This is a genomic window from Kolteria novifilia, from assembly GCA_007748055.1.
Lineage (GTDB): Bacteria > Planctomycetota > Planctomycetia > Kolteriales > Kolteriaceae > Kolteria > Kolteria novifilia.
This window is the reverse complement of the sequence record CP036279.1, coordinates 2438578-2464381: the sequence shown is the minus strand read 5'-3', so window position 1 is coordinate 2464381 and position 25804 is coordinate 2438578. Positions and strand designations below refer to the sequence as shown.

The following is a 25804-nucleotide window of genomic DNA, read 5'->3' as shown; positions in this document are numbered from 1 at the left end:
TCAACCGCCGTCAACATGACAACGCCACCAAGGAATCGTGCGCGCTTGCGGATGACAGCGGACGTGATCCCTTGTTGGGGGAAGTGGCGATCTAACATGTTGGTGATGAATGAGTTGCGGCTGGTTCGCATCACTTTGCAGCGGAGAAGTGGCCGATGCAATTTGATCCTGCTCGCCCCAATATTGAACTCGGCATCGTTCAATTTCAATCTGTGGCCCGATTGTGTCAAGATACATGAGTGAGCCCGAGTATCCATTGGAACAGCTTAAACCCCATCCCTCTTGTCTGTGGTCGTCCTCGTGCTCAACGCCTGACGGCATCAAAGGAGTCGGCACGTCGTACCGTGTGATCCCAACCTCGTTGGTGTCGTCGGGTGCTCAACGCCTGACGGCATCGGAGGATTCGGCACGCGTTGCCGTCACGCGACCGTTTTGGCCTATCACTGCCCGTGCTCAACGCCTGACGGCATCGGAGGATTCGGCACACTGATTGATCACGTTTGTTGCAACCGGTCTCGAGCAGTGCTCAACGCCTGACGGCATCGGAGGATTCGGCACGACAGGTAGTGTTCCGTTCTCGGACACTGGGAAGATTTAGTGCTCAACGCCTGACGGCATCGGAGGATTCGGCACACTGATTGATCACGTTTGTTGCAACCGGTCTCGAGCAGTGCTCAACGCCTGACGGCATCGGAGGATTCGGCACGCCTCCGCGAAGGACTGGATGATAGTAAGAGGTCGGTGCTCAACGCCTGACGGCATCGGAGGATTCGGCACAGGGCGTATCCCCGGGCGCCTCCAACGTCTTGGCGAGTGCTCAACGCCTGACGGCATCGGAGGATTCGGCACAGGGGCTTCTGGGAAGGTGTTTCCCCTTGTCGCAGTGCTCAACGCCTGACGGCATCGGAGGATTCGGCACCCGACTCAGGTTGTTCCCGAGCGCCGCTGATTCCATCTGGTGCTCAACGCCTGACGGCATCGGAGGATTCGGCACAACGATCACTTGTGGGAGATCGAACACCGACGCAAGGTGCTCAACGCCTGACGGCATCGGAGGATTCGGCACGAGGAGGACTTTCCATGCGCCACGCCACCCCGTTTCTGTGCTCAACGCCTGACGGCATCGGAGGATTCGGCACGGGGCCAAGCACCTCGCGGGCCAACCGAACGATCGACGTGCTCAACGCCTGACGGCATCGGAGGATTCGGCACACGACTTCAAGGCGACCGTCCCCTCGGCGGGAGAGTGCTCAACGCCTGACGGCATCGGAGGATTCGGCACGAAATTGATCTCCATCGTCGAGCCGACCGGGGTCCCGTGCTCAACGCCTGACGGCATCGGAGGATTCGGCACTCGACATCATCTTTGATGCCAACGCAATCGTCCCGTGCTCAACGCCTGACGGCATCGGAGGATTCGGCACACCTCGCAGGCAACACCCAGACAGCAATAATTGCGTGCTCAACGCCTGACGGCATCGGAGGATTCGGCACGGGTCTATTCTCCCCTTGCGGTGCGTTTGGAGTGAGTGCTCAACGCCTGACGGCATCGGAGGATTCGGCACGGTGAGTTTGGCGATCGCGGGGACGGTGAGCTTGTGCTCAACGCCTGACGGCATCGGAGGATTCGGCACCCGTCAAACTGCGACTGCCTTACCTGTTCCTCAAGGTGCTCAACGCCTGACGGCATCGGAGGATTCGGCACTGACGACCGGCGCGAAGTGGGTTCAGACCGGGTAGTGCTCAACGCCTGACGGCATCGGAGGATTCGGCACATCCTCCAACCGAAGCAGGCGGGCGTGCCGGTTGATGTGCTCAACGCCTGACGGCATCGGAGGATTCGGCACGGGGCAAAGAGCACCCGGTCGGCAGCGACTACCGGTTGTGCTCAACGCCTGACGGCATCGGAGGATTCGGCACATCCCCATGTTCTTGGCTAGATACTCAGCATTAAGTGCTCAACGCCTGACGGCATCGGAGGATTCGGCACAAGTCGTTGTCGGCCCCGACGCATGCCGCCTTGAGTTGTGCTCAACGCCTGACGGCATCGGAGGATTCGGCACCCGAGGTGCTCACCTGGTTCTCGACGAATTGGCAGGAGTGCTCAACGCCTGACGGCATCGGAGGATTCGGCACCCGCAAGAGGGCAAGAGGAGGGAAGAGGGATGAAAGTGCTCAACGCCTGACGGCATCGGAGGATTCGGCACTAGCTGCAAGGGACACATCATGGCTACGGCCAATACGTGCTCAACGCCTGACGGCATCGGAGGATTCGGCACGGACCATCAGAACGGCGACGGTCGGATCTGGATCACATGTGCTCAACGCCTGACGGCATCGGAGGATTCGGCACCGACAGCGACCAAGGCGAATGCTGCCAAAGCAATGAGTGCTCAACGCCTGACGGCATCGGAGGATTCGGCACCAACCCACGGCCCCACCCGTGCGGGGCCGAGATCACGTGCTCAACGCCTGACGGCATCGGAGGATTCGGCACAGTCCTTTTGTAACGTTATAGCACATAAGAGGTTATGAACCATGGTTTCAAGCTCTTCCCGAAGGGGACGTTGAGACTTCCTCAAACGGTCGTTTCGGGAGGAGGCGGACTTGCCGGAAAGATAGCAGAGCACGTTACTTAGCCTACATTCAAGGATGATTTAGTTGTCAAAGATCGGTAACGTCCTGTAGGGCAACGGTTTCGGCGCGACGATTGGGCTTGGAGGTAGAACAAGCGCCGGTGCTTGAGTCGTCGATCTTCAGACGATTTCGTGACGCTTCGGTTCTTCGGGCCACTCCGGGCTCTTCGTCACCGAATGTGTCACCTTCATTCCCCGTACGCAGCGCGGACAAAGAGGAATGAATAGCGTATCGTCCTCGGGTTCGAGGATCGTTGTCAACCGCCATCGCAGTCTTTCCATTTCGCGAGCGGACAGCCAACAGCGAAAGACGGAGTACTGGACACGTTCGCCGTGGCCTTCCATCACTTTGGCGCATTGGCGAAGGCGTTTGGGGTCGCGAACATCGTAGCAGACAAGCCACCATTTCGATTCGCTCATGGCCGCTCCTCGTGCTTGGTCGGCTAGCGAAGACGGGAGCGAGCGAAGAGCCCCGGCTCTCCCGTCCATTCTTTCTCGAGAAGACGTGCTTCGAGCTCGATCGTGCGGGCGTACGAGAGCGAGTAGCCTAGGATGGGGTGCTTCCAGCAGGCTGCGAGACGGGCTTCGAACAAGTCGATGGCCTTTGCTCGGCCTCCTTGGGATAGCCACACCTTGGCGGGTGTCACGTTGAAGTCATCATCGACCTGCCATTGACCTCGGTTTAGCGAGCCGACGACGACCAGATCCCAGAGCGGGACCCGGAAGAGCTCCATCAGATCCAGGACGAGCGGATAGGCAGCGCTTCGCGGCGTATGGAAGAAGCCGAGGGCCGGTTCGAGGCCGCTGGCGAGAAGAGCCTGGAGCACGGCCGTATGGAGAAGACCGTAGCCGAAGCTGAGAAGTGCGTTGAGGCGATCGAGAGGGGGGCGACGGCTCCGGCGTGCTGAGCGGAACTCGACGGGGACTTGGTCTCCGAGGAGCGAACGAAGTCCTTCGAAGTAGCGGACGGCCGCCGCCCCTTCATGGCCGCGTAGGGCATCTCGATTGGTGGCTCCATTCAGGGAGGCCAGCGATTCCCTCAGGAACGCGATCGACTGTGTCATGCTCTTCCGCTGATCGGGTTGTCCCCGCGTTGTCCGCAATAGGTAGGCAAGTTGGCCGCCGATCTTCGCGCGGGTGAGACTTTTGGCGAGCCTGAGACAAGTCTCCTCGTCGGAGAGGGCCCGGTATTGGCGGATGCGACGTTGGACCTGTCCGATGGTGGGGACGGTGCTCGCGATGTGCTTGCCGCCGGCGGTCAACCAGTGGATGCCGATCTGATGATCCGCGCAGAGACGTGCGGCTTGGGTCGAGATCTGACTCATGCCGTGAAGCATCACGGACTCCACGCCGCGGACCGGATACTTCTTCGCGGGGCCTTCCTTGGGCGTGACGACGAGGCTTTCACTGGACCGACCGACCCGCGTTCCGCTCGAAAGAACGTGCAGCGTCGCACCGTCCCGGTCGGGAGGAAAGAGACGGTTCAGCCGACGTTCCGGCTCCTCGTGGTGCCGAACTTCTTCCGGCAAGCAGACGGGGGCCAGGGAACAGTGGGTACAGAGGCGTTCGTTCTCGGTGATCGGAGGACGTTCAACCGATTGCCGGAGAGACCTTGCCCGGGCGATTGCCCCATCGAGGGATTTGCGAGCAGCTTGGTCAATGGGGACGCGAACCGTGACGTTGGTGGCATGATAGCGGATACGGCCCTCGGGGATGCTGGCTTCGAGCGTCTCTTCGAGCAAGATGGCGTAGGCGATGATTTGCAGTCGATCACTGAGCCATGCACCGTACGAACCGTCCTCGTTCTTTGCCGCTCGTCCCCTCTTGTGCTCGTAGGGGATGTAGACACCATCGCGGCGCCGAAGGCAATCGACCTTCCCGGTGAGACCGAGTCGTTCGCTTGTTAACTCGTGTCGTTGCCAATCGCCTTCCGGGTCATCATCGGCGAGTGCCGTATGAAGCTCCCGGCCCGCGTAGACGCGAGCATCGGCGACGCGGATTTCCTCGACTTCCTCCAAGTAGAACAGCCGCTCGCAATAGCCGAGGGCATGCAGTGACATGACGCGGAGAAGTGGCTCCGCCGTTTCAAGTAGAGATCCTGGCATCGCAATACCCCGCAACATTGGGTTTCGAAGTACAGTCACCTCAAGCCGACCTGGTTCGCGTCATTTCCTTGGTCCCACGTGAATCCAGGCGGATTCCGGAATGGTCTCCGCATCGGACGCAGTTGACGGAGCAAACAACGCGGATTTCGTGTTTGCCAAGTTGGCTCGATCGATGGCGATCGTGAGCCGAGTGGCGCGTGTGTGAGCGCTTCCGTCTTCCTTGTCAATTGTCTGGTACCACTGGATAGATGTGAAACGATCTCGGAGATCGGGAATCTCCTCAAGTCGATCGATCAAGAATGCATTGTCTCCGAGGAACGGGATTCCGTAGCGAGCGGGCGAGGACTGCCCACTTAGCCCCCGTCGGACATCGCGCTGGAGATTACCTGGAGCATCGAGGGCGATGATGGCCTGCAGGTCGGAGAGGAACTCGCGGCGAACCGGAGTAATATTGTATTTGTTGCCATGACAGTCGCTCGCCCTGTCCTTTCCTGACTGGCCAACCGGGTAGTTGTGAAGCTGCTGATAAAGCGATTGAAGACGTGGAAAGCGATCTTCAGGGAGCCCCAGAGCGAGGTGGAACGAGGGAAGGCCTGAGCCCATGTAGCTCGCGGGAGTTCGGCCGTCGTGTTCTTTGTCACCTTCGAGCAGGCGCGACTCGATACCGGCCACATTCAAGATGAGGCCGTACGCAGCGGATGGGGTCACAAATGTCGCGGTTGGGCGATACCAACCCGCCGTGAAGGTACGAAAGACCGCAAAGGGAGCTTCGACGTAGAGGTAAAGCACTACAGTTCTCCAAGGAATCTTTCGGCAACCATTTCCAGAAGCTTGCGAGGGTCACGGAGAAGTGTCACCCCTTTGTCGCGGAGTCCCTGCTGCACATCCTCGGACAAGTCGCGTTTGACGAGTTCGCCTCCGAGGACAAACTCGCTGCCGGGATAGTCATCGTGCAAGATGTCGTCAATGAGATGTGGATGACCGTCGGGTCGGAAGCAGTAGGTCCGAAAACCCGCCACGAGGGAGTCGGTGAGACGGACCACGATGCTCGCGGGCGCCATTTCGAAGTAGCTGCGTGCGTGGTTGCCGGCGACGCCGCCCAGTTCGGAAATCGCTCGGAGCAGCTTGCGCGTCCAATCGGGCTTTTCTTTGCAATCGTTGCCCGCAAGCGCGAAGGGATATTGAAACGCCGTCACGCAGGTTTCTCGGTGAAGGAGAGCGGATTTGTCTGCATTCTTATAGGGGCTATCCACCGCCAGAGGAGATTGCGTGAACACGGCGTTGTGTCGATACGGTTCGAGCGCCTTGGCAAGATTCATGCGCAAGACAGAGTCGCGTTTGAACTGGAACGATTTGGCTGCGTCCTTGCCCCGATCCTTCTCGATCTTCTCTCGGTATTTCTTCCTGTCTTTGTCACCCGCCGCGACGAGATATCCGAACAGAAAATCATCGATGTACTTGTCGGGGTTCGGAAGATCCTGAAAACGGACTGCGAGTTGCTCCTCGTCCGGCAGCCGCATGCGATTACATTCGAGTCCGTAGCCGGCCAACATCTCACGCAATGCATTCCGCATCGCTTCGGGCGAGATGATCGGATAGTCGAATCGGCCGTCGGTGACCTTCTGAATGACGCTTCGATTGAGTTCACTCTCTCCTCGGTAATTGGCCGACGGAGCGGGATGGGTCAAGATGGTGGCGAAGAGGTTCAAGATTGGTCTCCATTCTGCTCTTTGGGTGTGTAGGACGCCGCCGACAAGGCAGCCAAGGTGAGTGTTTTTAGGTCCGCGCGCCGATCGGCATTGCGATCGATCAAACAAGTCGATAGGACCTCGAAGTCGTTGCTACTGCGTTCAAACCATTGGCCCACAGCGAAGAAGGTACCGGCGAAGTGATCGACGAACTCTTGGTCGCGGCGTGACCGAAACTCAAGGAAGAGTGATTGGGCCACATGTTCCCGCTCGGTGGCAAGCTTCTTGGGATCGTCCTTGGAACGTTCCTTGGCTCTCGCCCAAACATACGTGGCGACGAGTCGCTTTACGATCTCGGGGAGACGTTGTGTTGAATTGGTGGCTTCATCAGGTGGCATGTTTGTTCGTTTCTCCTCTTCATTTCTGAACTTGTTGGTCATGTCGAGCCAGAACCAGCGTAGTCTGGCGATAGCGGGCGCGTCACTCTTCGTGTCGGCGGCACTGACAAAGAACCTCCAGTCGCGGCGAGTGAAGAGGTTTGCCAATTCGCTCCACCATGGTTTTCGCTCAAATAGCGCGAGCATCAAGGCAGCGCGAAACAAAGGATTCTGATAGGACTTGGAGGCATTCGGACGGCCGACAATGTCGCGGTAGTCTTCGAGGAGTTGTTGATCGGGGAAGACGCGGCCGGAGGAAAGAAGCTTGAGGTTGTGCCCCTTCTTCTCGAAGTGACAGAAATCGACGGCATTCACCGTCCATGATCCTTCCTCTTCCTGGGCCGACTTCATGGCTGACACCGAGTCGACAAACTGAAGGGCCCCTTGGGCGGGAACGTCAATGAAGGCTCGTGTGGGACGACGATGATCCGGTTGCTTCTCACCGAGTGAATGGAAAACTCTGGCAAGCTTATTGCAGAATCGCTCGAGACGAGAGACTTCCGGAATGGCAATCACGAATCCGACTTGGGTCATTTTCCCATCATGATCGATCTGTCGCGGAATGGAGATCATCACAACTAGAGACCAGAAGTGAAGAAGCAAGTTCTGGTCAAGCCTGCCGACAAAGGGAACTCCTTCGGCATTCGAGGCCTGGGCCCCGAGGAGCAGCGAACCCGCCACCGGACCGGTGGCAAACTCATTCTTCTTCAAAGCCTTGTCGAACTTGACAACACCCTTCCAAGTTTGAAGCCCCTCCCCGCATGGCTGGCCGTTCGCACGCTGTTCGTAGGGTTTACGCGTGGTCGCTTTCTCTCGTGGTATCTGCCAGATCATGTCTCGCCAAAGTTCGAGCCAACCTTCTGGTAGCAGCGGCTCGAGAATCGTTCCTCTCGGGCGAACGTCTTCGTAGACGTAAAGCTTGACTTGTTTGATCTGTCCCGGCCCAACGGAAGATTCTTCACTCCTCTCGATCACATCTATCGGGGCTGTCTTTGGCCGTTTTTGGGGCGAAGAAGTCTTCTCCCAGCTGGCATCATAGAGGTCGTCGAACAATCCCCGAATTGACCGTTCCGTGAACTGAACACTCAGGCTGTTATTGTCCAGATGCTGAATCGACGGAACCGACTCGGGCCGAATGATCTCGGGCTCTTTCGCGGAGCGTTCTTCGAGAGAACGGATCGCCAACACCAGGCCGGCGAGACCGGCCTTGTGCTGAGCCGTCGGCAGATCGTGCAGGTAGTAGTGGAGATCGATCGACTCTGGATCCTTCAGCTTGGGCACGATTTAACCTCCGATCTCATCATCGCAAAGTCCCCAAGCGGGGTGATAGTGGCCGCTCTTGGCAATGACCAATCGCCTCGTTTCCTGTCGAGAGCCCTGGAATTGTTCGATCAGCCTCTTGGGCACCGGGACAACGAGCCCTGGACGGACGCTCGGCTCGGTCTCCAGGTACTCCTGCTCATCAAGGATTCCCTGAAGCGTAAAATCCTCCATCTCACGAAACTCGTCACCGCTGTCGGCGAACGGCCCACTGTCGAAGAACGGCACCATGCGGTCTCCCTTGGGTGGCTGATGACCATGTCGGTGGAGCGCTGTTTCGAGGTCACTCTGATTGATCGATTCCGAGCCGCCAATGTCGGCCAGAAACTCGTCGACGCCCGTCAGATCGTCTTTCGTGTAGGGGCGTTCGCTGTCAGCAGGCGGATAGACGTAGACGCCTCCCAGATTCCCCGGGATTCCACGTTTCCGATTGCAGCGACCCATTCGCTGGATCAGGGAAGTGATCGGTGCCTTCTCAGAAATCAGCACGTCCGCGTCAAGATCGAGACTCATCTCGCAGACCTGCGTCGAGATTGCCAAGACACCCCGGGTCATTTCCCCTCTTGTTGGCTCGAAGGCTGCAACTACTTCCCGATGACGTTCCTTGCGATCATTGAGCTTGAAACGTGAGTGATAGCAAAAGACGCGTTCGGTATCGCATGAGACCAAACCCTCGAACCGACGAGCTATGTTCTGGGCGACATTCACTTTGTTAACGACCCAGAGAACGCGTTTATCCTCGCCGAGAGCCTTCAAGACAACTTCTTCCGGGGCGTTGGCATCAGGCAGAAGTTGCACACGGTAGCGTGGAGCTTCCGCGATCCGTTGAAGATCCTCTGGAGGTCGATCGCCGTACCTTCTCATTGGAACCACGTTCAATTCGCAAAGTTCTCCTTGTCTCGCTTGCGACAGCGTGGCCGTCATGCACAGGACGGGAACATCGAGTTCCCTGAGAAACCGCTTGAGCGAGCTGAACATGTTGTCGTCAAAGCTGTGGACTTCGTCGATGACCAGGACCGAGTCAACGAGGACGGGGAGAAGGCACGTCGAACCGTAGCGGTGGTGGAGGAACGCAAGGAACTGATCGACGGTCCCGGCGAAGACTCTTTTGCTCCAGAATCCCAGGGCGAATAGTCGCGGATCGGGACCGTAGTCCCGCATTCCCCGCTCGTCTGGTGTCTCGAACATGCCGTCGAGTTCGTATTGCGCGGTTCCGTGAATGAGCGTGCCGTCCGGTGCCCAAGAGACGTAGTCTTTGAATCCTTCTGTAGCCGTTGCCCTAGTCGGGTAGAGAAAGATCACTCGCTTCACTGTTCGGCGACGAGTTTGTGTCTCAATCCACCGCCAAGCAGCGAGCGTCTTTCCGGCACCGCACGGAGCAAGCAGCAGCGTCCGCGACGGCTGTTCCGCGGCAGCGTCCTGGAAAGAGTGCCATCCTTTCCAGTTCGCGCCAACTTCGTCGATGCGTTTCTGGATGATCTTTTCGCGGACGAACGGAGGATCACAATCCGGCATGGTGACGAATCGCTCGTTCAGCCAGGACCGCAGATCATGGCCCGTTCGGAAGAGCCCCGAAGCCGCGGCGTCGGAAGCGATCAAACCTGCTCGAATCGACCAGAGGAGACGACGGCGATCGTCCGAGCACTCATCGTCAAACTCTTCAAGCATGTCCTTGAGTCGACGGGTCTGGGATCGGATCGACTCTCCCTTTCCTCCGTGTGAGAATGACCACTGTTCGGGGAGATCGGGCCAGGCGCCTCCGAGGCCGAGATGATGGGCGATTGTGCCTTTGAGCAAGCCGAACTCTTTCCCTGTGAGCAGTCGAATCCACTTGCGGGTTTCCGACAGGGAAGGGATTGTTTTCCACTCTGTGGCTTTAATGTGGTGGGTCAGGACAGCCGAGAGGGCGACTTCCCAATCCACTCCTGAGTGTCCTGACAGCCAATCCCATGTCGGCCGATGTGACATCAACAAGGCGCTAAAGTGTTCGTGGCGGATCGCTTGTTCACCAAGACCCTGCACGGCATCTTGGAAGCCATCATTCGCTTTTCCGAGATCGTGAAACGCGGCTGCCGCACGGAGAGTCTTCGCGAAGAGGTCAATGACGCGGTCCACGTCAAGTCGGAAGAATCTCAGCCAACAGGCACCAAGTCGCGTCGGCGCGCCGATCGTGCCAAAGAGATACTCTCCCGCACGTATCACTTCCAAGGTGTGTTGTGTCAGCGTTAGCCGAGGAAGCTCCCTCTTAAGGGACTTGGCCAGCAATTCACTCATCGTTTCCCACCTCTACGAGTGTCCCTGATCAAGGAGAAGCTGTGTTGGGAGACCGACCTCAAGCACTCCTCGGCACCATCGGAACGAAAATCCCGCAGCCCATGTGGCGGCGCCCGCCGACTCCCTGTTCTTGAATCTTGATGGACTCCTCCGCGGAGAGCGCCTCGACGAGCAACTCGAAGCCGACGATCTCCTTGTCCTTGATCCGAAGCGTGCGCCGTCGGGTGACGGTGGCGATCGTCTCATTCGAGATACCAAGGTCCGCGAGTTGTCGTCTGGCGGCTTCTAGAAAGGCGTCAGCGTCCAAGAAGCCCTTGATGGTCACCAAGCGTGCCCGGAGGGAGGTGGCGGGGACGAGAGGCCAAACCTCGGGGATTCCGATTCCCAACGATTGGCCGCCGACTTTCAACGACTTGCCGGCGAGACCGACGAGTTCCCCGATGCCGGTCTCCGGAGTGCGGATCGTCATTCGGCTCCAGGACTGCAACTGCAGGTTGCGATCGCCATTCTGTCGTCCAGCAATCGGGTGGACGCCTATGCCGTTGCCCTGATGTAGCCTCGGCACCAGCGTCGACAAGGCGCTGTAGAGGAGGTACCCGTGGTCGGCCGCGATGGCCGATTCGGATCTCAAACGGAAGGAGAGGTCAAGCATGTCTGGCTTTCCTTGTCTCGTGTTGCGGAGAACGACGAGTGTTCTTCGGTCCGCGCCGGGATTCACGGCTCTTGGCCAAAAGTTTTCCCCGAACGGTGTCGCGCTGTCCGAGAGTCTCCCGGATCGTCGAACGTTTGGTAACCATTGAGCGCTGCCGCCAACTCATTTGAAACGTCCTCACGGAAGTTGGCTGGCGATGAGACTCGGGCGTTGGCGCCGAATCCAAGAATCCAGGTCTTGAGTTCTTCGGTCGCGTTGACGACAAACGTCGCGACTACCGAGCCGTCCGCTCGTCGCCCGATGTCGCGGCAGGAGGGCCAAGTCCGCTCGATCACGTGCCGGGCGGCCCATCCAGTGAACCGAACGACAACCGTCACTTCCGATTTGCCTCGGAAGACACCGAACGTCTTCTCGTAGAACCGCTCAAGATTGAAGTCGTCCGGGCGAGGAAAAGGCAGGTCCGTCCGCTCCACCGAACCGACTCGATCGACCTTGAAGGTCCGAATCTCCTTGTGATCAAGCGAGTGAGCGATCAGGTAGAGTGAGCCTTGGTGAAAAGTGATCCCAAGAGGGTTCACTGCGTAGGTGACGGGTTCGGTAGCGCGGAGCGACTGGTAGTCGATGAGCACCTGACGGCAATCTTCAACAGCAACGAGCAGATCGTCGATGAGGTTTGCCTTATCCGAGTAGTCGCTTGCTCCAGGCAGGACGTGATGAAGACGGGGAGCCAATCGGTCGAGATGCTCGACGACGTCATCGGTCAGGCTGGCCCTCAGTTTTCGAAAGGCTCGTTGGGTTGCGTCCCAGAAATACGTCCCCGCGAGAGGCTGCAAGCTGTGCCGGCCTAGGTAGAGGGCCAGTGCCTCGTCGAACTGAAGCGAAATCGCTGGATACTCTTCTGATGTCGAGATCCGCCAGCGCTTCCGGTTGAACTTTCCGGTCGACTCCGTGATGGGAAAACCGGCTTTGAGCAGAACAGCGAGGTCGCGTCGAATGGTCTTGTCGCCCACGGCCAACTCGGTGGCTGCCTCACGGACCGAGACGCCCACTCGTCGACGTGACAGCAATGTCAACAGCGTCCATTGGCGGACGACTTTCGCGTGACGCACACTTTCCATCCCGTTTCAGGGAGAATCAGGCCCGAGGTGCAAGGAATGGCTACGATAGTCCAGTTCCCCGTTGCTCTCCATGGGAATTGGTAGGGAAGTGCGGGACGAATCTGGTCCAACCGAACAGATGTTCACTGTCCTGTCGTCTTGAGAGCAGCGTTTCGAAAGCGACAACGTTTCGGCTGAATTCGCGGCTCGAAAGGTTCCAAGAGCGACCGGCGTGATCGTCGGACCAATTGAACTGACTCGCGGGGCTGCTGTTCGTCATCGCGCGTGGAGGACGTGCTGCGATCGGACCGTTCGCTTCGTCGGGGAGAATAGTACTTGCCGAAGGGAGAGCTAAATTTCGGCCAAAAACGTGGCAAGATACTTGAGAGCGAGGGGCTTAGCCTTTATCGACATTGCATCTGCAGGAGCACGACGGCTTTCGGACGGTCCTATCGACCGTTTTGACGTGGGTGGTCCCATGTCCATGAACTGAAGTCGCGGACAACTTCGCGCTCAAAGCTACATGCGGGCATTCTGTTTGGACGAGAGTCAAAGGCGAGCCGCCGTCTCGCGGGCCAGCGTTCCAGAGAGGGGAGTGAGCTTCATCATGGTGGACGATGAAGAGAAGAAACGCCTCATTGAGGAATACCAACGCGACTGGAACACGGCAGAGAGTCAAGTGAATAGTACGAACTCGGCACTGCGCATGTGGAACCGAGTACTGACCGTAGAGGAGAGACAGTCGCTTGGTGGAGACATCAAAAAACTCGACCGTCACTACGACAACGGTGGTACGGCGAGAATCTACATGCAATTGAGAAACTGCTCGTACACGCGGGCGGTCCTCGAACTGGCACGTGATCTTGAACTCTTGAGCGAGAGAACCGCTAACGAAATGCTGCACATTGCCGGCGAATCGGAGGATGGGCGGTCCACTTCACCGAAGAGTCGTCCCGTCTGGGACCGCGAGCGGGGGCAGCTTCTGTTTGGCGGTCAGTTGGTCCGCCGCGTGTCGATCAAAGAACCGCCAACGAACATTGAGCTGATCCTCAACTCATTTGATGAAGAGGGATGGCCAGGCCAAATCGACGATCCTCTCCCAGCGGGTCCCAATCGAAAGAGGCTCGAAGACACGATTCGATCGCTCAACCGCGGTCTTCGGTTCGGTGGTGGCCCACCAACGATCCGTTTTCACCTCCAAGGAAGTGGCACCGCGATCTCATGGAAACCTCTCAACTCCGGGTGGAGTTCGGGTCCAGTTCGGTAGTCCTCCGGTGACTTACCACCGACAATGAAGACGCATACGACGCCTTGGCTGGCGCCGCCACGTTGTCTTTGAAGATCGGAAGTCAGGGATGGACGCAACAAGGGACGGGATGTCCCACCTCTCCGCCATGAATCCGCCTACTCGAACTGGCGAGAGAACGACTCTCCAGCAATCAACTCTTCCAGCCGGCACGGTCGAGAGCGACGCCCCGCCCGAGCTGCCTGAAACCATCAAGAGATATCTGTCGCCCGCCGAGTTCGCGAAACTCTTCCGCCTTTCCCTTTCGACGGTACGTCGGCGAATCAAGGACGGAAGTCTTCCCGCCATTCAACCGGGGGGCAAACGCAAGCATTGGCGGATCGACGTCGTTCAGTTTCGTTCGTCGGTCAACTCCGTCGAACCTGTCAATGACCAACATCAACAATCAATCGAAACCAAGCAACCGACGCCCCGTTCCGGGGACGGCGCGAAGCCTATCCCGGGTCCGCCTGCGCGCTGGATGACGAGTCGGTCGATGCATTTGGAGGACTAGCCATTCCAAAGAAGAGAAAAAGCGAACGCGTTCGCTGTCAGTACTTCAGCTGGTTGCTGTCACCTCGAGATGGCGTCTACCAGGCAGACGGGCGTTCCAACAAGCCCAAGGTCGGTCGCCACTCGCTCCAGACGCGGGACCACCACGAGGCGATCGAACGATTGAAGCAGCTCGACGCATTGATGGCCGTCGAACACGGTCTCGCGGATCGAGCCATTCTCCGAGAACAGCCGGCCGAGACCGTCGGACTCGAAGATGGTCGCGACGCATACCTCAATTACCTGGTTCGACCCACAAGCATTGGCGGCGTCAAACCTAAGACTGTGAAACGTTATAACTCCGTCCTCGACAAATTCCTTTCGTTCGCCAAGGGTCGTGGCGTAACGACGTGGAACGCCGTGACGGAATCAACGGTAGAGGCCTACATTGATTGGCTTGACAGTCACACCGACAAGTATGGGTACAGCACCCAGTGCTACGAGGTCAGGGTCATCATGCAGGCGAATCGCTGGTTGGTCAAGCACGACAAGTTGCCGAAGACCTCTCTGCTCACGATTCCCATGAAGAAGTGCGTGGAATCGACGACGTACTGCTACACCTCCGAGGAGATCGTCGCCATCGTCGATCACTGTCGGCAGCGGCCAAAGCTTCGATGGCTGGGCGACGTCGTCGTCGCGTTGGTGTGTACCGGAATGCGGATCTCGGAACTCGCCAATCTTCGCCATGCCGATGTCGATCTCGACGGGAACAGGATTCTACTGGTCGACGAGAGCCGCCATCGTCGTGTCGGTAACAAGGTGGCGCGAACGACCAAGACGGGTCGGAGTCGCAGCTTTCCGATCCATCGGGAACTTCGTCCGATCCTCGAGCGATTGCGATCGGGAGAGGACGGATTGGTCTTTCATGGACCGCGGGGAGGGTGCCTCAAGTCCGACACGGTGCGCAACATTCTCGTGCGAGAGGTGTTGACGCCGCTGGCCGAGCGGTTCCCATCACCGCCCGACACGAGCGGTTTCATCAATGGACGGCTCCACAGCTTCCGTCACGCCTTCTGTTCGCAGTGCGCGAACCAGGGAGTTCCCGAACCTGTGGTCCAGCAATGGCTTGGACACTGCTCCAGCGAGATGGTGGCCCGCTACTACCATCTCCACGACCAGGAGAGCCAAAAGCACATGCAACGAGTCAACTTCCTCTTGAGTCGGTGACTTGGTCGTCACCGGCGGGAGTTGTGGTGTGAAGAAGAGGAGGTCGCCAAGGCAACACGATGACCGGCGTAAGGAGTTCGAGATCGACGTCGAGACCAATGCGGCAGAACCGAGCTGTTGGAGGGGAAGGAACATCCTCGTGGAGGGAAGGATGGCTCCTCAAGGCTGCGGTCCCGTACGGGTTGATTGCCACAGTCTTGTCACAGTCGACTGTGACAATCAAGAGCGTCGCCGCAACCCATTTGGCGAAAGCAAGTTGCGAAGCAAGGCGAGGCAAAAACGGAGAAGGAGGGGGTCTTCAGTGAGCCAACAACGTCCCCGGGTGGCCTCGGTTGCATGCTAACCGAGGTGGCGCAGCCACAACACAAGAGCCCCAGAACCCAGTGATCATCGGACGGCGGGGCGAACCCTCTTCAAAAGCGGCCTCTTGTTCGCTTCGCGAACCCAGATTGGCAAGCAATCTGGGCCACCCATCCGCTCCTCCGACCGCTCCCCCTCTTCCCAAGGGGCATCCCGACCGCTCAACCTTGTCCCAAGGGGCATTCCGACCGCTCACGCTCAACCTTGTCCAAGGGGGAGAAGGAGGGGCTCTTCAGTGAGCCAACAACGTCCCCGGGTGGCCTCGGTTGCTTGCCAACCGAGGTGGCGCAGCCACAAGAGCCCCAGAACCCAGTGATCATCGGACGGAGGGGCGAACCCTCTTCAAAAGCGGCCTCTTGTTCGCTTCGCGAACCCAGATTGGCAAGCAATCTGGGCCACCCATCCGCTCCTCCGACCGCTCCCCCTCTTCCCAAGGGACATTCCGACCGCTCAACTTCTTCCCAAGGGGCATTCCGACCGCTCCCCCTCTTCCCAAGGGGCATCCCGACCGCTCAACCTCTTCCCAAGGGGCATTCCGACCGCTCCCCCTTGTCCAAGGGGGAGAAGGAGGGGCTCTTCAGAACTCCGCCTCTCCCTTCTCCAACCTCGCTCCTGTTCGAACTGACAACGGATCGCTAAAACGCACGTCATGAATGTTCTCGATCATCTCCGCGCCCTCTTTGCGGACGCGCTACGCCCGTTGACCGAACGTCCTGAAGACTACGCCCTTCACGTTCGTCCCGCCCAGGATCCCAAGTTTGGCGATTACCAAGCCAACTGCGCCATGCCGCTACGCAAGGAACTGGGGGGCAATCCGCGCGAGATCGCCCAGAAAATCATCGACAACCTTCCCGACCAGTCGATCTTCGAGTCGATCGAGATCGCCGGTCCGGGCTTCATCAACTTGTGTCTGACGAGCGATGCCCTCGTCGGCGAACTGGGCACCCTGCTCGGTTCGGATTCCTTGCTCCCCGCGACGAGTGGTCCAGCACCGACGATGGTCATCGACTACTCCTCGCCCAACGTCGCCAAGCCGATGCACGTCGGCCACCTGCGCAGCACGATCATCGGCGACGCCCTCGCCCGCATTCATCGGGCCCTTGGCTGGAACGTCATCTCCGACAACCACCTCGGCGATTGGGGCACCCAATTCGGGATGCTGATCCACGGCTGGCGCCACTATCGCGACGACGCCAAGGCGAAGGAGAACCCGCTCGCCGAACTGGCTCGGCTCTACCGCCACGTCAACGAACTCGGCGAGAACGACCCGGTCGTCGCTCGGGCCGCGCGTGACGAGACGGTCAAGCTCCACGAGGGCGACGAGGAGAACCTCGCTCTCTGGAAAGAGTTCATGCCCTGGTGCTTGGAAGACTTGCACCGAATTTACGATCGCCTCGACATCCGCTTCGATCACGAACTCGGCGAGAGCTTCTACCAGCCGATGCTCGCGGAGACCGCCAAGTCGCTCGAAGAAAAGCAAATGGCCACGCCGAGCGACGGGGCCCTTTGCGTCTTCTTCCCCGATCCCTCGGGCAAAACCGACGACGACGACAACGTGATCCAGCGTTTCGCCCCGATGATCGTTCGCAAGGCCGACGGTGCCTTCACGTACGCCACGACCGACCTCGCGTCGATTCGCTACCGAGTGGAGGAATTCCAGCCCGACGTGATCGTCTATGTCGTCGATGACCGCCAATCGCTTCACTTCCAGCAACTCTTCGAAGTTGCCGAGAAGTGGGGCTACACCGACGTTCAGTTCGAGCACGTCGCCTTCGGCAAGATCACCGGCAAGGACGGCAAGCCCTACAAGACGCGTCAAGGCGGCACCGTCGGTTTGGAGATGCTCCTCGACGAAGGCATCACCCGAGCCAAGGCATCCGTCGACGAGATCTCGCCCGACCTTTCCGAGGAGGAGCGTCAGCAAGTCGCCGAGGTCGTCGGCATCGGGGCGATCAAGTACGCCGATCTCTCCCAGAATCGAATCAGCGACTACATCTTTGACTGGGACAAGATGATCTCGCTCAACGGCAACACCGCGACGTACCTTCAGTACGTCTACGCTCGTAACCGGAGCATCTTCCGCCGGGGCGAGATCGATCCCGCCACCTTTTTCGCGACTCTCCCGGAGATCGTCCTCGATCATCCGTCCGAGCGAGCCCTTGCGTTGATACTGCTACAGTTTCCGGAGTCACTCCAGCAAGCTGCCGGCGACTTTAAGCCGAACATGCTGACGACGTATCTCTTCGACCTAGCCAACGCGTACAACGGCTTCTTCCGCGACTGCCCGGTGTTGAAAGCTCCCTCGGAGTCGCTTCGTGCCAGCCGGCTCGCTCTCTGCGAGCTGACTGCCCGCACCATTCGCACCGGCCTCGATCTTCTCGGCATCAAGACCGTCGAGCGGATGTAGTCAGGCTCGTCCGATCACCTTGCGCCCCATCCGGCATTGCCCCCAAGCCTCCCATCGGCCAAGATGTTCATCGACGGTAGTGTGATCCGGGAGGAGGCTGACGCGAGGTTGTGGTGGGTCAAGACCCACCCTACATCGGCCCCTCGGCAATCCTTCCTAGTGAACAGATTGCTCCCCCTTGTCGAGATCAATGGCGCCAAGCTGTCCTGGCGGGCTTGGCTGGGAGGTAGAGGGGTTCTCTTCGAGCGAGGACTCCTCATGCGAGCCCCATGCATGCCCACCCCAAGCTGTGGGCATGGCACCCGACGCGAAGCCGACTGAAATGTCCGGAATCGAAGGAGAGGGATGTACCGGAATCTGCTGACGATCCTTGCGGGCTGCGGGCTGCTCCTGGGCGTCTTCGCGCTGAGTTTCCAGGGTAGCTCCCGAACCCGAGCCGACTACGTGTGGAACAACGGCACCGAACCGCAGACGCTTGATCCGGGCAAAGCCAGCGGCCAACCCGAGGGCGAACTACTCCTCGGACTCTTCGAAACGCTGACGGTCTACGATCCCTTCACCCTCAAGCCGGTCCAGGGAGTCGCCAAGTCGTGGGAGTCCGAAGACGGGCTGACCCACACCTTTCACCTGCGTCCCGACGCCTGGTGGGTCCAGCGGGGCGAGATCTTCCAGGTCGACGGCAAACCGCGTAACGTCACCGCGCACGACTTCGTCTACGCCTGGCAGCGGCAGTTCTACCCGGAAGTCGGCTCGGAAATGTCCTTCCTCCTGCTCATCATCGAGGGAACGACCGAGTACCAGACGGTGCTCGCCGAGCACTGGGAGAAGGTGCTCGAGGAAGCCAAGACTCGCGGCGTCTCGGTCAACAACCTCTCCGATCTCGAACCCGACTACCGCGAGGCGGTCAAGACGTTCCGGCAAGAGCAGTGGGATCGGCTCGTCGGCGTCAACGCCATCGACGACTTGACGCTCGAGGTCACGCTCAAGTCGCCGGCTCCCTTCTTCCTGAGCGTGACCTCCTTCTACGTCCTGGCGCCGGTCTGCCGGGAGATCGTCGAGACGAAACCCGACTCGTGGACGCATCCCGACCACATCGTCACCAACGGCCCCTACTACCTCGACCAATGGCGCTACAACGAGTTCGTGAGCCTGAAGAAGAATCCCAACTACTGGGAAACCTCGAATTACGTCACCGAGTCTCTCAACGCCTGGAGCCAGCAGGAGAAACTGACGCCCGCCGAGGAACGTCAACAAGAGCTCTGGAACAAGCTCGGTAGTTTCGACGAACACGGCATGGAATCGCTCGAGGCGCTCGCGCTCGAGAATGACAGCACCGCCCTGAACATGTACCTCTATGGCAACATCGATCGGGTCCGCTCGCTCCCGAGCGAGCTGCTCGGCCCCATGGTTCGGGCCGCCGAGAAGCCGGGGGCCCACTTCCCGCAGTTCCACCATGGCGTGCTCGGGGGCTACTACTACTACGCGATCAACCTCAAGCTCCCGGTGTTCAAGGATCCCGAGCACGGCCGCAAACTCCGCTTGGCCCTCGCATTGACCATCGATCGCACGAGCATGGTCGAGAACATCACCCGAGGTGGACAGAAGCCGGCCTATTCGATTGTGCCTCCCGGCGTCCCGGGCTATCCGGACTATGCGATCTTCGGATCGGGTGACTTCAGCAAAGACGTCGCGCGGGCGCGGGAACTCGTCGAAGAGGTCCGCGCGGCTGGCGTCAAGATTCCAAGACTGCGAATCCTCTACAATACCTTCGAAGGTCACGCGAAAATCGCCGCCTACATTCAAAGTAACTGGCGGGAGTACCTCGGCATCGACGTCACCCCTACCAACCAGGAGTGGGGCGTCTACCTCGACTCGAAACGGACCTCGAACTTCGACATCGTCCGGGCCGCGTGGATCGGCGACCACGAAGATCCGTCGACCTTCCTCGACATGTACACGACCGAGAACCAGAACAACGACCCGAGGTACCACAACCCGCTCTACGATCGACTGATCCTCGACTACAGCGCGAACATTCTCAGAGCCCTGGAGACGCCGACATCCCGCGACGCCATTCTTAACGACGTTCGGAACTGGCCGCACTACGACGAGACGATCGCCCGCCGCAAGTTGCCGTCAGATGACAAGACGCTGGCCCAACAGTTCGAGGAGCGGATCGAGGCATTCGCGAAGGCTTCCGAGGAGGACAAGCTGGAGAAAGCGATGGCGGTTCGGCTCACACTCTTTCGGATCGCCGAGGAAATCCTGATGTGGGACATGCCGACGATCCCGATCTACTTCTACACCTCGACGCAGCTTTGGCCGCCCGAACTCGAAGGGATGGCGATGAACATTCGCGACTCCCACCCGCTGAAAATGCTCCGATGGAAAGACGGCAAGCGCCCCACCGGAACGCGCTATCAAGAGATGCCGAAGCTCGACTGACCCCGCGTGTGAAACGGAGGCTCCGTTTGGTTCGATTCGTTTTCGGCCGACTGTTCGGCGTCATCCTGACCGTCTTCGCGGTGACGACGCTCTCCTTTTTCCTGGTGCGCGCCGCTCCCGGGAATCCCTTCATGAACGAGGTGCGCAACCTCCCCGAAGCCGCGATGAAGGCGCGGATGCGGGAGTACCATCTCAACGAGACGATCTGGGTCCAGTACGCCTACTACCTCGGCGACCTGCTCCGCGGCGACTTCGGCAAGTCGACCAAGTACCGCGATCGCTCGGTGACCGAGATCATCTCCCAGACGTTTCCCGTCTCGATCGCGCTCGGCTCGGTCGCGATGGTGATCGCCGTCGTCCTCGGGCTCACCACGGGCGTCGTCGCGGCGCTGCGCCAGAACACGCTCCTCGATTACGGCATGATGACGATCGCCCTCTTGGGCATCTCGCTTCCGAGCTTCGTCATCGCGAGTCTTTTGATCGCGCTGTTCGTCTTTCAGCTCAACTGGGCCCCGCTGGCCGGTTGGGGCACCCTGGCGCAAATCGTCCTGCCGGCCCTGGCGCTGGCTCTTCCCTTCGCCGCCCGGATCAGTCGACTCTCGCGCGTCGGCATGCTCGAAGTGCTCAGCGAGGACTTCATCCGAACCGCCCACGCCAAGGGACTTCGTGAGTCGGAAATCGTGGTCAAGCACGCCCTCAAGGGAGCGATCTTGCCCGTCGTCTCCTACCTCGGGCCGGCCTTCGCGGCGATCCTTACCGGCTCGCTGGTGATCGAACAGATCTTCTTCATCCCCGGTCTCGGGAAGCCCTTCGTCCAGGCGGCGATCAATCGTGACTACAACCTCGTCCTTGGGACGGTGATCGTCTTTAGCACGCTGCTTTGTGTCTTCAACTTCCTCGTCGATATGTGCTACACGCTGCTCGATCCGCGGGTCAGCCTCAAGGGGGGCGGTGCCTGATGGACCAACCCGCGACAACCTTCGACGAGACCGGCGACCCAATGACCGCGACGCGCCGCCTGAGCTGGGCGGAACACCCTCTCTCGATCCCCACGAATCTCTGTTGGGTGACCTGGGGGCTCTTCACACTGATCATCGTCGCCATCGACGACTTGCCCGAGTGGCTCTGGATCGTCGATGCGGCTTGGTTGCTCGGCTGTTTTCGGCTCACCTGGCAAGTCTTCCGGACCCGCGACGTAGCGATCGCCCCCCCCACGCGCGCAGCCTCCGGCCCAGTGGAAGGGACCTCGCTCTATCGGGACGCGATGCACCGCCTCGGCCGCAATCAGTTGGCGACCCTTTCGATGGGAGTCATCGTGCTGATGATGCTCGCGTGCTTCGGGCAACGGGTCGCGTACGAACTCTTTCGCAACACGCCAATCGCCGCGAGTCCCGACTCGTTCTTCGCGCTACACCTGGACCACACCCGCATCAACGAGAAAGAGGAACTCAAGCCTCCCGACAAGGTCCATTGGTTCGGCACCGACGCCCTCGGGCGCGATCTCTTCGCGCGGACGCTATACGGAGGGCACATCTCCTTCATGGTCGGGATCGTCGCGACGGCGGTCTCCCTGGTCATCGGCGTGACCTGGGGAGCCAGCGCCGGCTACTTCGGCGGCCGTGTCGACGACGCGATGATGCGGATCGTCGACGTCCTCTACGGTCTGCCCTTCATGTTCCTGGTCATCCTCATTCTGGCGCTGGTCAACGGGCTCTACTCGGTGGCTCGGCAACAGCGAGAACACATCGAGGCGATCGACGTTCTCTACGCCGAGGGCAAGCCGCTCGAGGCCCAGACGCTCGCTCTCGAGAAGGAGGTCAACGGGTCGACGCGCTGGGCGGTATGGCTCGCCGACAACCTCAGCCCGATCATGGCGATGTTTCTGGCGCTCGGCCTGGTCTCGTGGCTGACGATGGCCCGGATCACGCGTGGCCAGGTCCTCTCGCTTCGGCAGCGCGACTACGTGATGGCCGCTCGATCGGTTGGGGCCCGTAGTGGCCGAATCATCGCGCGGCACATCGTTCCAAACCTCCTGGGACCGATCATCGTCTACAGCACGTTGACGATTCCCGCGGTCATGCTTGAGGAGGCCTTCCTCAGCTATCTCGGTCTCGGCGTGTCGGAGCCCGACTGCAGTTGGGGATCGCTCGCCAAGGATGGGCTCGCGGCGCTCAATGTCCTCAAGCCCTATTGGTGGCTGCTCACCTATCCGGCGGCCGCGATCTCCTTGGCCCTCTTTTCGTTCAACTTCATCGGCGATGGGCTGCGCGACGCGCTCGACCCGAAAGGCAAGAGGTGAACGGGCGTCCCATGCTTCTCGACCCACTTCACTTCGCGCCCATCTTCATCCCCCTCGCGGGGAGCACGGCCGGCTACGTTCGCTTGCCGGGCAACCCGGGGGACGGGATGATCGAGTTGGCGACGTTTCAGCTCGCTCGTCGCTTCGGCGTCCGCTTGGTGCCTGCGATCGTCGAGCTGGCGCGTCGCGAAGTCCGTACCTCCGAGCGCTGCGATCTGCTGCTTCTCGCGGGAGGAGGCAGCATGGGCGATGCGACGCCCTACCGACACAACTACGAGATTCGCGACCTCGTGCGTCAGCTCTCCCTCGACTCGATTGTCTTGCCCCAGTCGTTCGTCGGACCAGAAAGCGGAAGCGAGACGCACGCTCGCGTCTACGTTCGCGAAGCGGCCAGTCTGGAACATTGCCCTCACGGTATTCTCGCTCCCGACTTGGCGCTCGGCTACACACCGAGCAACGACCCGCGTCGCGCGCCCCCGAAGGCCGATTGTTTGGTCGCGTGTCGTGACGGCATCGAGGGCCTCTTCGCGACCGACGATGTTCGCGATCCCGTCCGCGGCTATCCGATGCTTGGGCAAGCCGACACCCAATTGATCGTCGACGACTACCTTCGGGCCGCGGCGGCGCACGAGCGACTCGTTACCGACCGCCTGCATTTCGCCATTGCGGGGCTGATCGGCGGACGTCACGTCACGCTTCTGCCCAACAACTACCACAAGAACCGGAGCATGCACGAGACGTGGCTAAGGCACCTTGGATGTCATTGGGCCGACGCCCCTCGGCAAGCGACCAATGACATCAGGGCGACAGTCTAAATGGGAAACGGTTCGACCGGCATCCGATGCCGATGGATCCGATAGGAACGACCGAATGACAGACACGCTCCTCGAAGTCCGCAATCTTCGCACCTCCTTCCCCACTCGCGACGGCATCGTCCGCGCGGTGAGCGGGATCGACTTGACGGTCGCGCGCGGCGCCTCGATCGGGATCGTGGGCGAGAGCGGCTCGGGCAAGTCGGTCACGAACCTCACCATCATGGGACTGGTTCCCTCGCCTCCCGCCGTCATCGAGGCCGACGCGATCTCCTTCGAAGGAGTAGACCTTCTCACCATGCGCGAGTCGCGCCGGCGACACCTTCGCGGCAACCGCATGGCGATGATCTTTCAGGACCCGATGACCTCGCTGAATCCCTTCCTGCGGATCGGAGAACAACTGACCGAACCGCTGCTCGTCCACGGCAAGGCCAGTCGCCGCGCCGCCAAAGATCGCGCCATGACCCTGCTCCGCGAAGTCGGCATTCCCGACGCCGAGCGCTGCATGCGCGCCTACCCGCACCAGTTCTCCGGCGGGATGCGGCAACGCGTCATGATCGCGATGGCGCTCACGTGCGAGCCGGCGCTCTTGATCGCCGACGAACCGACAACGGCCCTCGACGTGACGATCCAGGCCCAGATCCTCGAGCAAATGCAACGGATTCGCCAGGAGCACGGCACCGCGATCGTGCTCATCACTCACGATCTCGGCGTCGCCGCCGGTTTCTGCGACGAGATTCACGTCATGTACGCCGGCAAGATCGTGGAGGAAGCCGCCACCGACGATCTCTTCGCCCAGCCGCGTCATCCCTACACCGAGGCCCTGCTGCGATCGGTCCCTCGACTCGACGACGAGACGAAGGCGGAGTTTCTTCCCATTCGCGGGGCCCCGCCCGATCTGTCGCAGCTCCCACCCGGTTGTTCGTTCGCGCCGCGCTGCGACTACCGACTCGATCGCTGCGAACGCGTCGAGCCGATGCTCGAACCGGTCGAAGGGCGAGACTCGCGCCGGAAGTCGTGCCACGTCGACATCACGCGGACCCAACCAGTGGCCGCCAACAGCACCGAGGAGAGTGTGCCATGAGCAGCGTCGTCGCCGGTCCATCTACCCAACCGGTGCTCGAGGTCCGCGACCTGCGCGTCTCGTTCGAGGTCTCCCAAGGGGGATTTCGGGCAAAACGGCAACTCCTGCGCGCTGTCGATGGCGTCAGTTTCACTCTTCATCGCGGCGAGACGCTCGGGCTTGTGGGGGAATCGGGTTGTGGCAAGTCGACCACCGCCCGGGCGATTCTGAGGCTGGTTCCCTCCGTCGCCGGCCGTGCCCGGGTCAATCTGCGGGAGGACGACGGCCCTCCGGAATGGCATGACCTGCTCGGAGCCTCGACGTCGCAACTGCGCGGCCTTCGTCAGCACGTTCAGATGATCTTTCAAGATCCGTACGCGTCGCTGAATCCGCGGATGACGGTCGGCTCGATCATCGCCGAGCCGATGCAAATCTTCCGGCTGGGAAACCGGCGCTGGATTGAGGAAAACGTCGAGAAACTGATGCGGGAGGTGGGACTCGATCCCCGATTGAAGCGCCGCTATCCCCACGAGTTCTCCGGAGGACAATGTCAACGGATCGGCATCGCCCGCGCCCTGGCGCTCGACCCGAAAGTAATCATCTGCGACGAACCGGTCTCGGCGCTCGATGTGTCGATTCGGGCGCAGGTCCTGAACCTGCTCGTCGACCTGCAGCGTCGTCGCGGCTTGGCGTACGTCTTCATCGCGCACGACCTAAGTGTCGTCCGCCGGATCAGTCATCGCATCGCGGTGATGTACCTGGGCAAGATCGTCGAGTTGGCCGACGACCACCATCTTTACGCCGAGCCGCTACACCCTTATACCGAGGCCCTGCTTTCGGCGATCCCGATTCCCGATCCGGAGAAGGAACGCGCCCGCAAGCGAATTGCCCTCTCCGGCGACGTCCCGAGTCCGACCGAGGAGTTCGCCGGGTGCCCATTCGCGTCTCGCTGCCACAAGGTGATGCCCCACTGCTCCGAGGTGATGCCGAAACTGCTTGAACATCGGCCGGGACATTGGGCCTCGTGCCTCCTCCACGAGAACGACGCCGCCGGCGCTCCCCAGAAGAGCGACGCCGCGAGTTCTCCCCAATAGTCCTCGAGAACTCGGTTGCCCTTCGCGATCCTGAGGCTCACTGGATACAATAGCCCTCGGCGCGCGGGCGACGTCCCCCAACGACTCCACCCATTCCCCAAAGGAACCAAC

At 60.1% G+C, this 25804-nt stretch carries 17 protein-coding genes, 1 pseudogene and 1 CRISPR repeat array; of the genes and pseudogenes, 9 read left to right on the top strand and 9 right to left on the bottom strand.

Going from position 1 to position 25804, the window contains the following annotated elements; all coding sequences use genetic code 11:
- Window positions 1-300: 300 nt before the first annotated feature.
- Window positions 301-2497: a CRISPR direct-repeat array (repeat unit 36 nt; unit sequence GTGCTCAACGCCTGACGGCATCGGAGGATTCGGCAC).
- 259 nt (window positions 2498-2756) lie between these two features.
- The 9 genes and pseudogenes from cas2 to Pan216_RS09025 all read right to left on the bottom strand — a co-directional run bounded on the left by cas2 (window position 2757) and on the right by Pan216_RS09025 (window position 12230).
- Complete coding sequence (gene cas2 / locus Pan216_RS09060; protein ID WP_145257683.1) at window positions 2757-3056, bottom strand: CRISPR-associated endonuclease Cas2; 300 nt, start codon at window positions 3054-3056, stop codon at window positions 2757-2759.
- Between the two features lie 23 nt (window positions 3057-3079).
- Entirely contained in the window at window positions 3080-4741 is a 1662-nt protein-coding gene (locus Pan216_RS09055) for a type I-MYXAN CRISPR-associated endonuclease Cas4/Cas1 (RefSeq protein WP_145257682.1), read from the bottom strand.
- Window positions 4742-4801: 60 nt separating this feature from the next.
- Window positions 4802-5530, bottom strand: coding sequence for a type I-MYXAN CRISPR-associated protein Cas5/Cmx5/DevS (cas5, locus tag Pan216_RS09050; RefSeq protein ID WP_419193438.1), 729 nt, complete (start codon window positions 5528-5530; stop codon window positions 4802-4804).
- Entirely contained in the window at window positions 5530-6450 is a 921-nt protein-coding gene (locus tag Pan216_RS09045) for a type I-B CRISPR-associated protein Cas7/Cst2/DevR (RefSeq protein ID WP_145257680.1), read from the bottom strand. The genes cas5 and Pan216_RS09045 overlap by 1 nt, the downstream gene beginning before the upstream one ends.
- A complete protein-coding gene (gene cmx8, locus Pan216_RS09040) occupies window positions 6447-8147 on the bottom strand; it encodes a type I-MYXAN CRISPR-associated protein Cmx8 (RefSeq protein WP_419193437.1) in 1701 nt (566 codons plus the stop codon). Before cmx8 ends, Pan216_RS09045 begins: the two co-directional genes overlap by 4 nt.
- A 3-nt stretch (window positions 8148-8150) precedes the next feature.
- The gene (gene cas3 / locus Pan216_RS09035) at window positions 8151-9983 is read right to left on the bottom strand and encodes a CRISPR-associated helicase Cas3' (protein ID WP_419193660.1); all 1833 of its coding nucleotides are present in this window, start codon (window positions 9981-9983) and stop codon (window positions 8151-8153) included.
- A gap of 57 nt (window positions 9984-10040) precedes the next feature.
- Window positions 10041-10460 (bottom strand): annotated as a pseudogene (locus Pan216_RS28145) (CRISPR-associated endonuclease Cas3''); the annotation flags it as partial.
- Window positions 10461-10518: 58 nt separating this feature from the next.
- The gene (gene cas6 / locus Pan216_RS09030; RefSeq protein WP_145257677.1) at window positions 10519-11112 is read right to left on the bottom strand and encodes a type I-MYXAN CRISPR-associated protein Cas6/Cmx6; all 594 of its coding nucleotides are present in this window, start codon (window positions 11110-11112) and stop codon (window positions 10519-10521) included.
- A 62-nt stretch (window positions 11113-11174) separates the two neighbouring features.
- A complete protein-coding gene (locus Pan216_RS09025) occupies window positions 11175-12230 on the bottom strand; it encodes a helix-turn-helix transcriptional regulator (RefSeq protein WP_145257676.1) in 1056 nt (351 codons plus the stop codon).
- A gap of 1334 nt (window positions 12231-13564) precedes the next feature.
- Here Pan216_RS09025 and Pan216_RS09020 point away from each other — a divergent pair.
- From Pan216_RS09020 to Pan216_RS08980, 9 genes are all read left to right on the top strand, one after another.
- A complete protein-coding gene (locus Pan216_RS09020) occupies window positions 13565-14008 on the top strand; it encodes a helix-turn-helix domain-containing protein (RefSeq protein WP_145257675.1) in 444 nt (147 codons plus the stop codon).
- A 161-nt stretch (window positions 14009-14169) separates the two neighbouring features.
- Window positions 14170-15213, top strand: a complete 1044-nt coding sequence (locus Pan216_RS09015; protein ID WP_419193436.1) for a tyrosine-type recombinase/integrase — start codon at window positions 14170-14172, stop codon at window positions 15211-15213.
- Window positions 15214-16222: 1009 nt separating this feature from the next.
- Complete coding sequence (gene argS / locus Pan216_RS09010; protein WP_145257673.1) at window positions 16223-17980, top strand: arginine--tRNA ligase; 1758 nt, start codon at window positions 16223-16225, stop codon at window positions 17978-17980.
- A 345-nt stretch (window positions 17981-18325) separates the two neighbouring features.
- Window positions 18326-20425 carry a peptide ABC transporter substrate-binding protein gene (locus tag Pan216_RS09005; protein WP_145257672.1) on the top strand — a complete coding sequence of 700 codons (2100 nt, stop codon included), beginning with the start codon at window positions 18326-18328 and terminating at the stop codon, window positions 20423-20425.
- A gap of 26 nt (window positions 20426-20451) precedes the next feature.
- The gene (locus Pan216_RS09000; RefSeq protein ID WP_145257671.1) at window positions 20452-21384 is read left to right on the top strand and encodes an ABC transporter permease; all 933 of its coding nucleotides are present in this window, start codon (window positions 20452-20454) and stop codon (window positions 21382-21384) included.
- Window positions 21384-22724, top strand: coding sequence for an ABC transporter permease (locus Pan216_RS08995; RefSeq protein ID WP_145257670.1), 1341 nt, complete (start codon window positions 21384-21386; stop codon window positions 22722-22724). Before Pan216_RS09000 ends, Pan216_RS08995 begins: the two co-directional genes overlap by 1 nt.
- An 11-nt stretch (window positions 22725-22735) precedes the next feature.
- A complete protein-coding gene (locus tag Pan216_RS08990) occupies window positions 22736-23539 on the top strand; it encodes a polysaccharide pyruvyl transferase family protein (RefSeq protein WP_145257669.1) in 804 nt (267 codons plus the stop codon).
- Window positions 23540-23594: 55 nt separating this feature from the next.
- Window positions 23595-24620, top strand: a complete 1026-nt coding sequence (locus Pan216_RS08985; RefSeq protein ID WP_145257668.1) for an ABC transporter ATP-binding protein — start codon at window positions 23595-23597, stop codon at window positions 24618-24620.
- A complete protein-coding gene (locus Pan216_RS08980; RefSeq protein ID WP_145257667.1) occupies window positions 24617-25693 on the top strand; it encodes an ABC transporter ATP-binding protein in 1077 nt (358 codons plus the stop codon). Before Pan216_RS08985 ends, Pan216_RS08980 begins: the two co-directional genes overlap by 4 nt.
- Window positions 25694-25804: the final 111 nt, after the last annotated feature.

Coding starts and splice junctions, on each gene's coding strand:
- Pan216_RS09005 (WP_145257672.1), top strand. CDS start 18,326: ATGTACCGGAATCTGCTGACGATCCTTGCGGGCTGCGGGCTGCTCCTG.
- Pan216_RS08980 (WP_145257667.1), top strand. CDS start 24,617: ATGAGCAGCGTCGTCGCCGGTCCATCTACCCAACCGGTGCTCGAGGTC.
- Pan216_RS09055 (WP_145257682.1), bottom strand. CDS start 4,741: ATGCCAGGATCTCTACTTGAAACGGCGGAGCCACTTCTCCGCGTCATG.
- argS (WP_145257673.1), top strand. CDS start 16,223: ATGAATGTTCTCGATCATCTCCGCGCCCTCTTTGCGGACGCGCTACGC.
- Pan216_RS08995 (WP_145257670.1), top strand. CDS start 21,384: ATGGACCAACCCGCGACAACCTTCGACGAGACCGGCGACCCAATGACC.
- cas6 (WP_145257677.1), bottom strand. CDS start 11,112: ATGCTTGACCTCTCCTTCCGTTTGAGATCCGAATCGGCCATCGCGGCC.
- Pan216_RS08985 (WP_145257668.1), top strand. CDS start 23,595: ATGACAGACACGCTCCTCGAAGTCCGCAATCTTCGCACCTCCTTCCCC.
- cas2 (WP_145257683.1), bottom strand. CDS start 3,056: ATGAGCGAATCGAAATGGTGGCTTGTCTGCTACGATGTTCGCGACCCC.
- Pan216_RS09025 (WP_145257676.1), bottom strand. CDS start 12,230: ATGGAAAGTGTGCGTCACGCGAAAGTCGTCCGCCAATGGACGCTGTTG.
- Pan216_RS08990 (WP_145257669.1), top strand. CDS start 22,736: ATGCTTCTCGACCCACTTCACTTCGCGCCCATCTTCATCCCCCTCGCG.
- Pan216_RS09020 (WP_145257675.1), top strand. CDS start 13,565: ATGGACGCAACAAGGGACGGGATGTCCCACCTCTCCGCCATGAATCCG.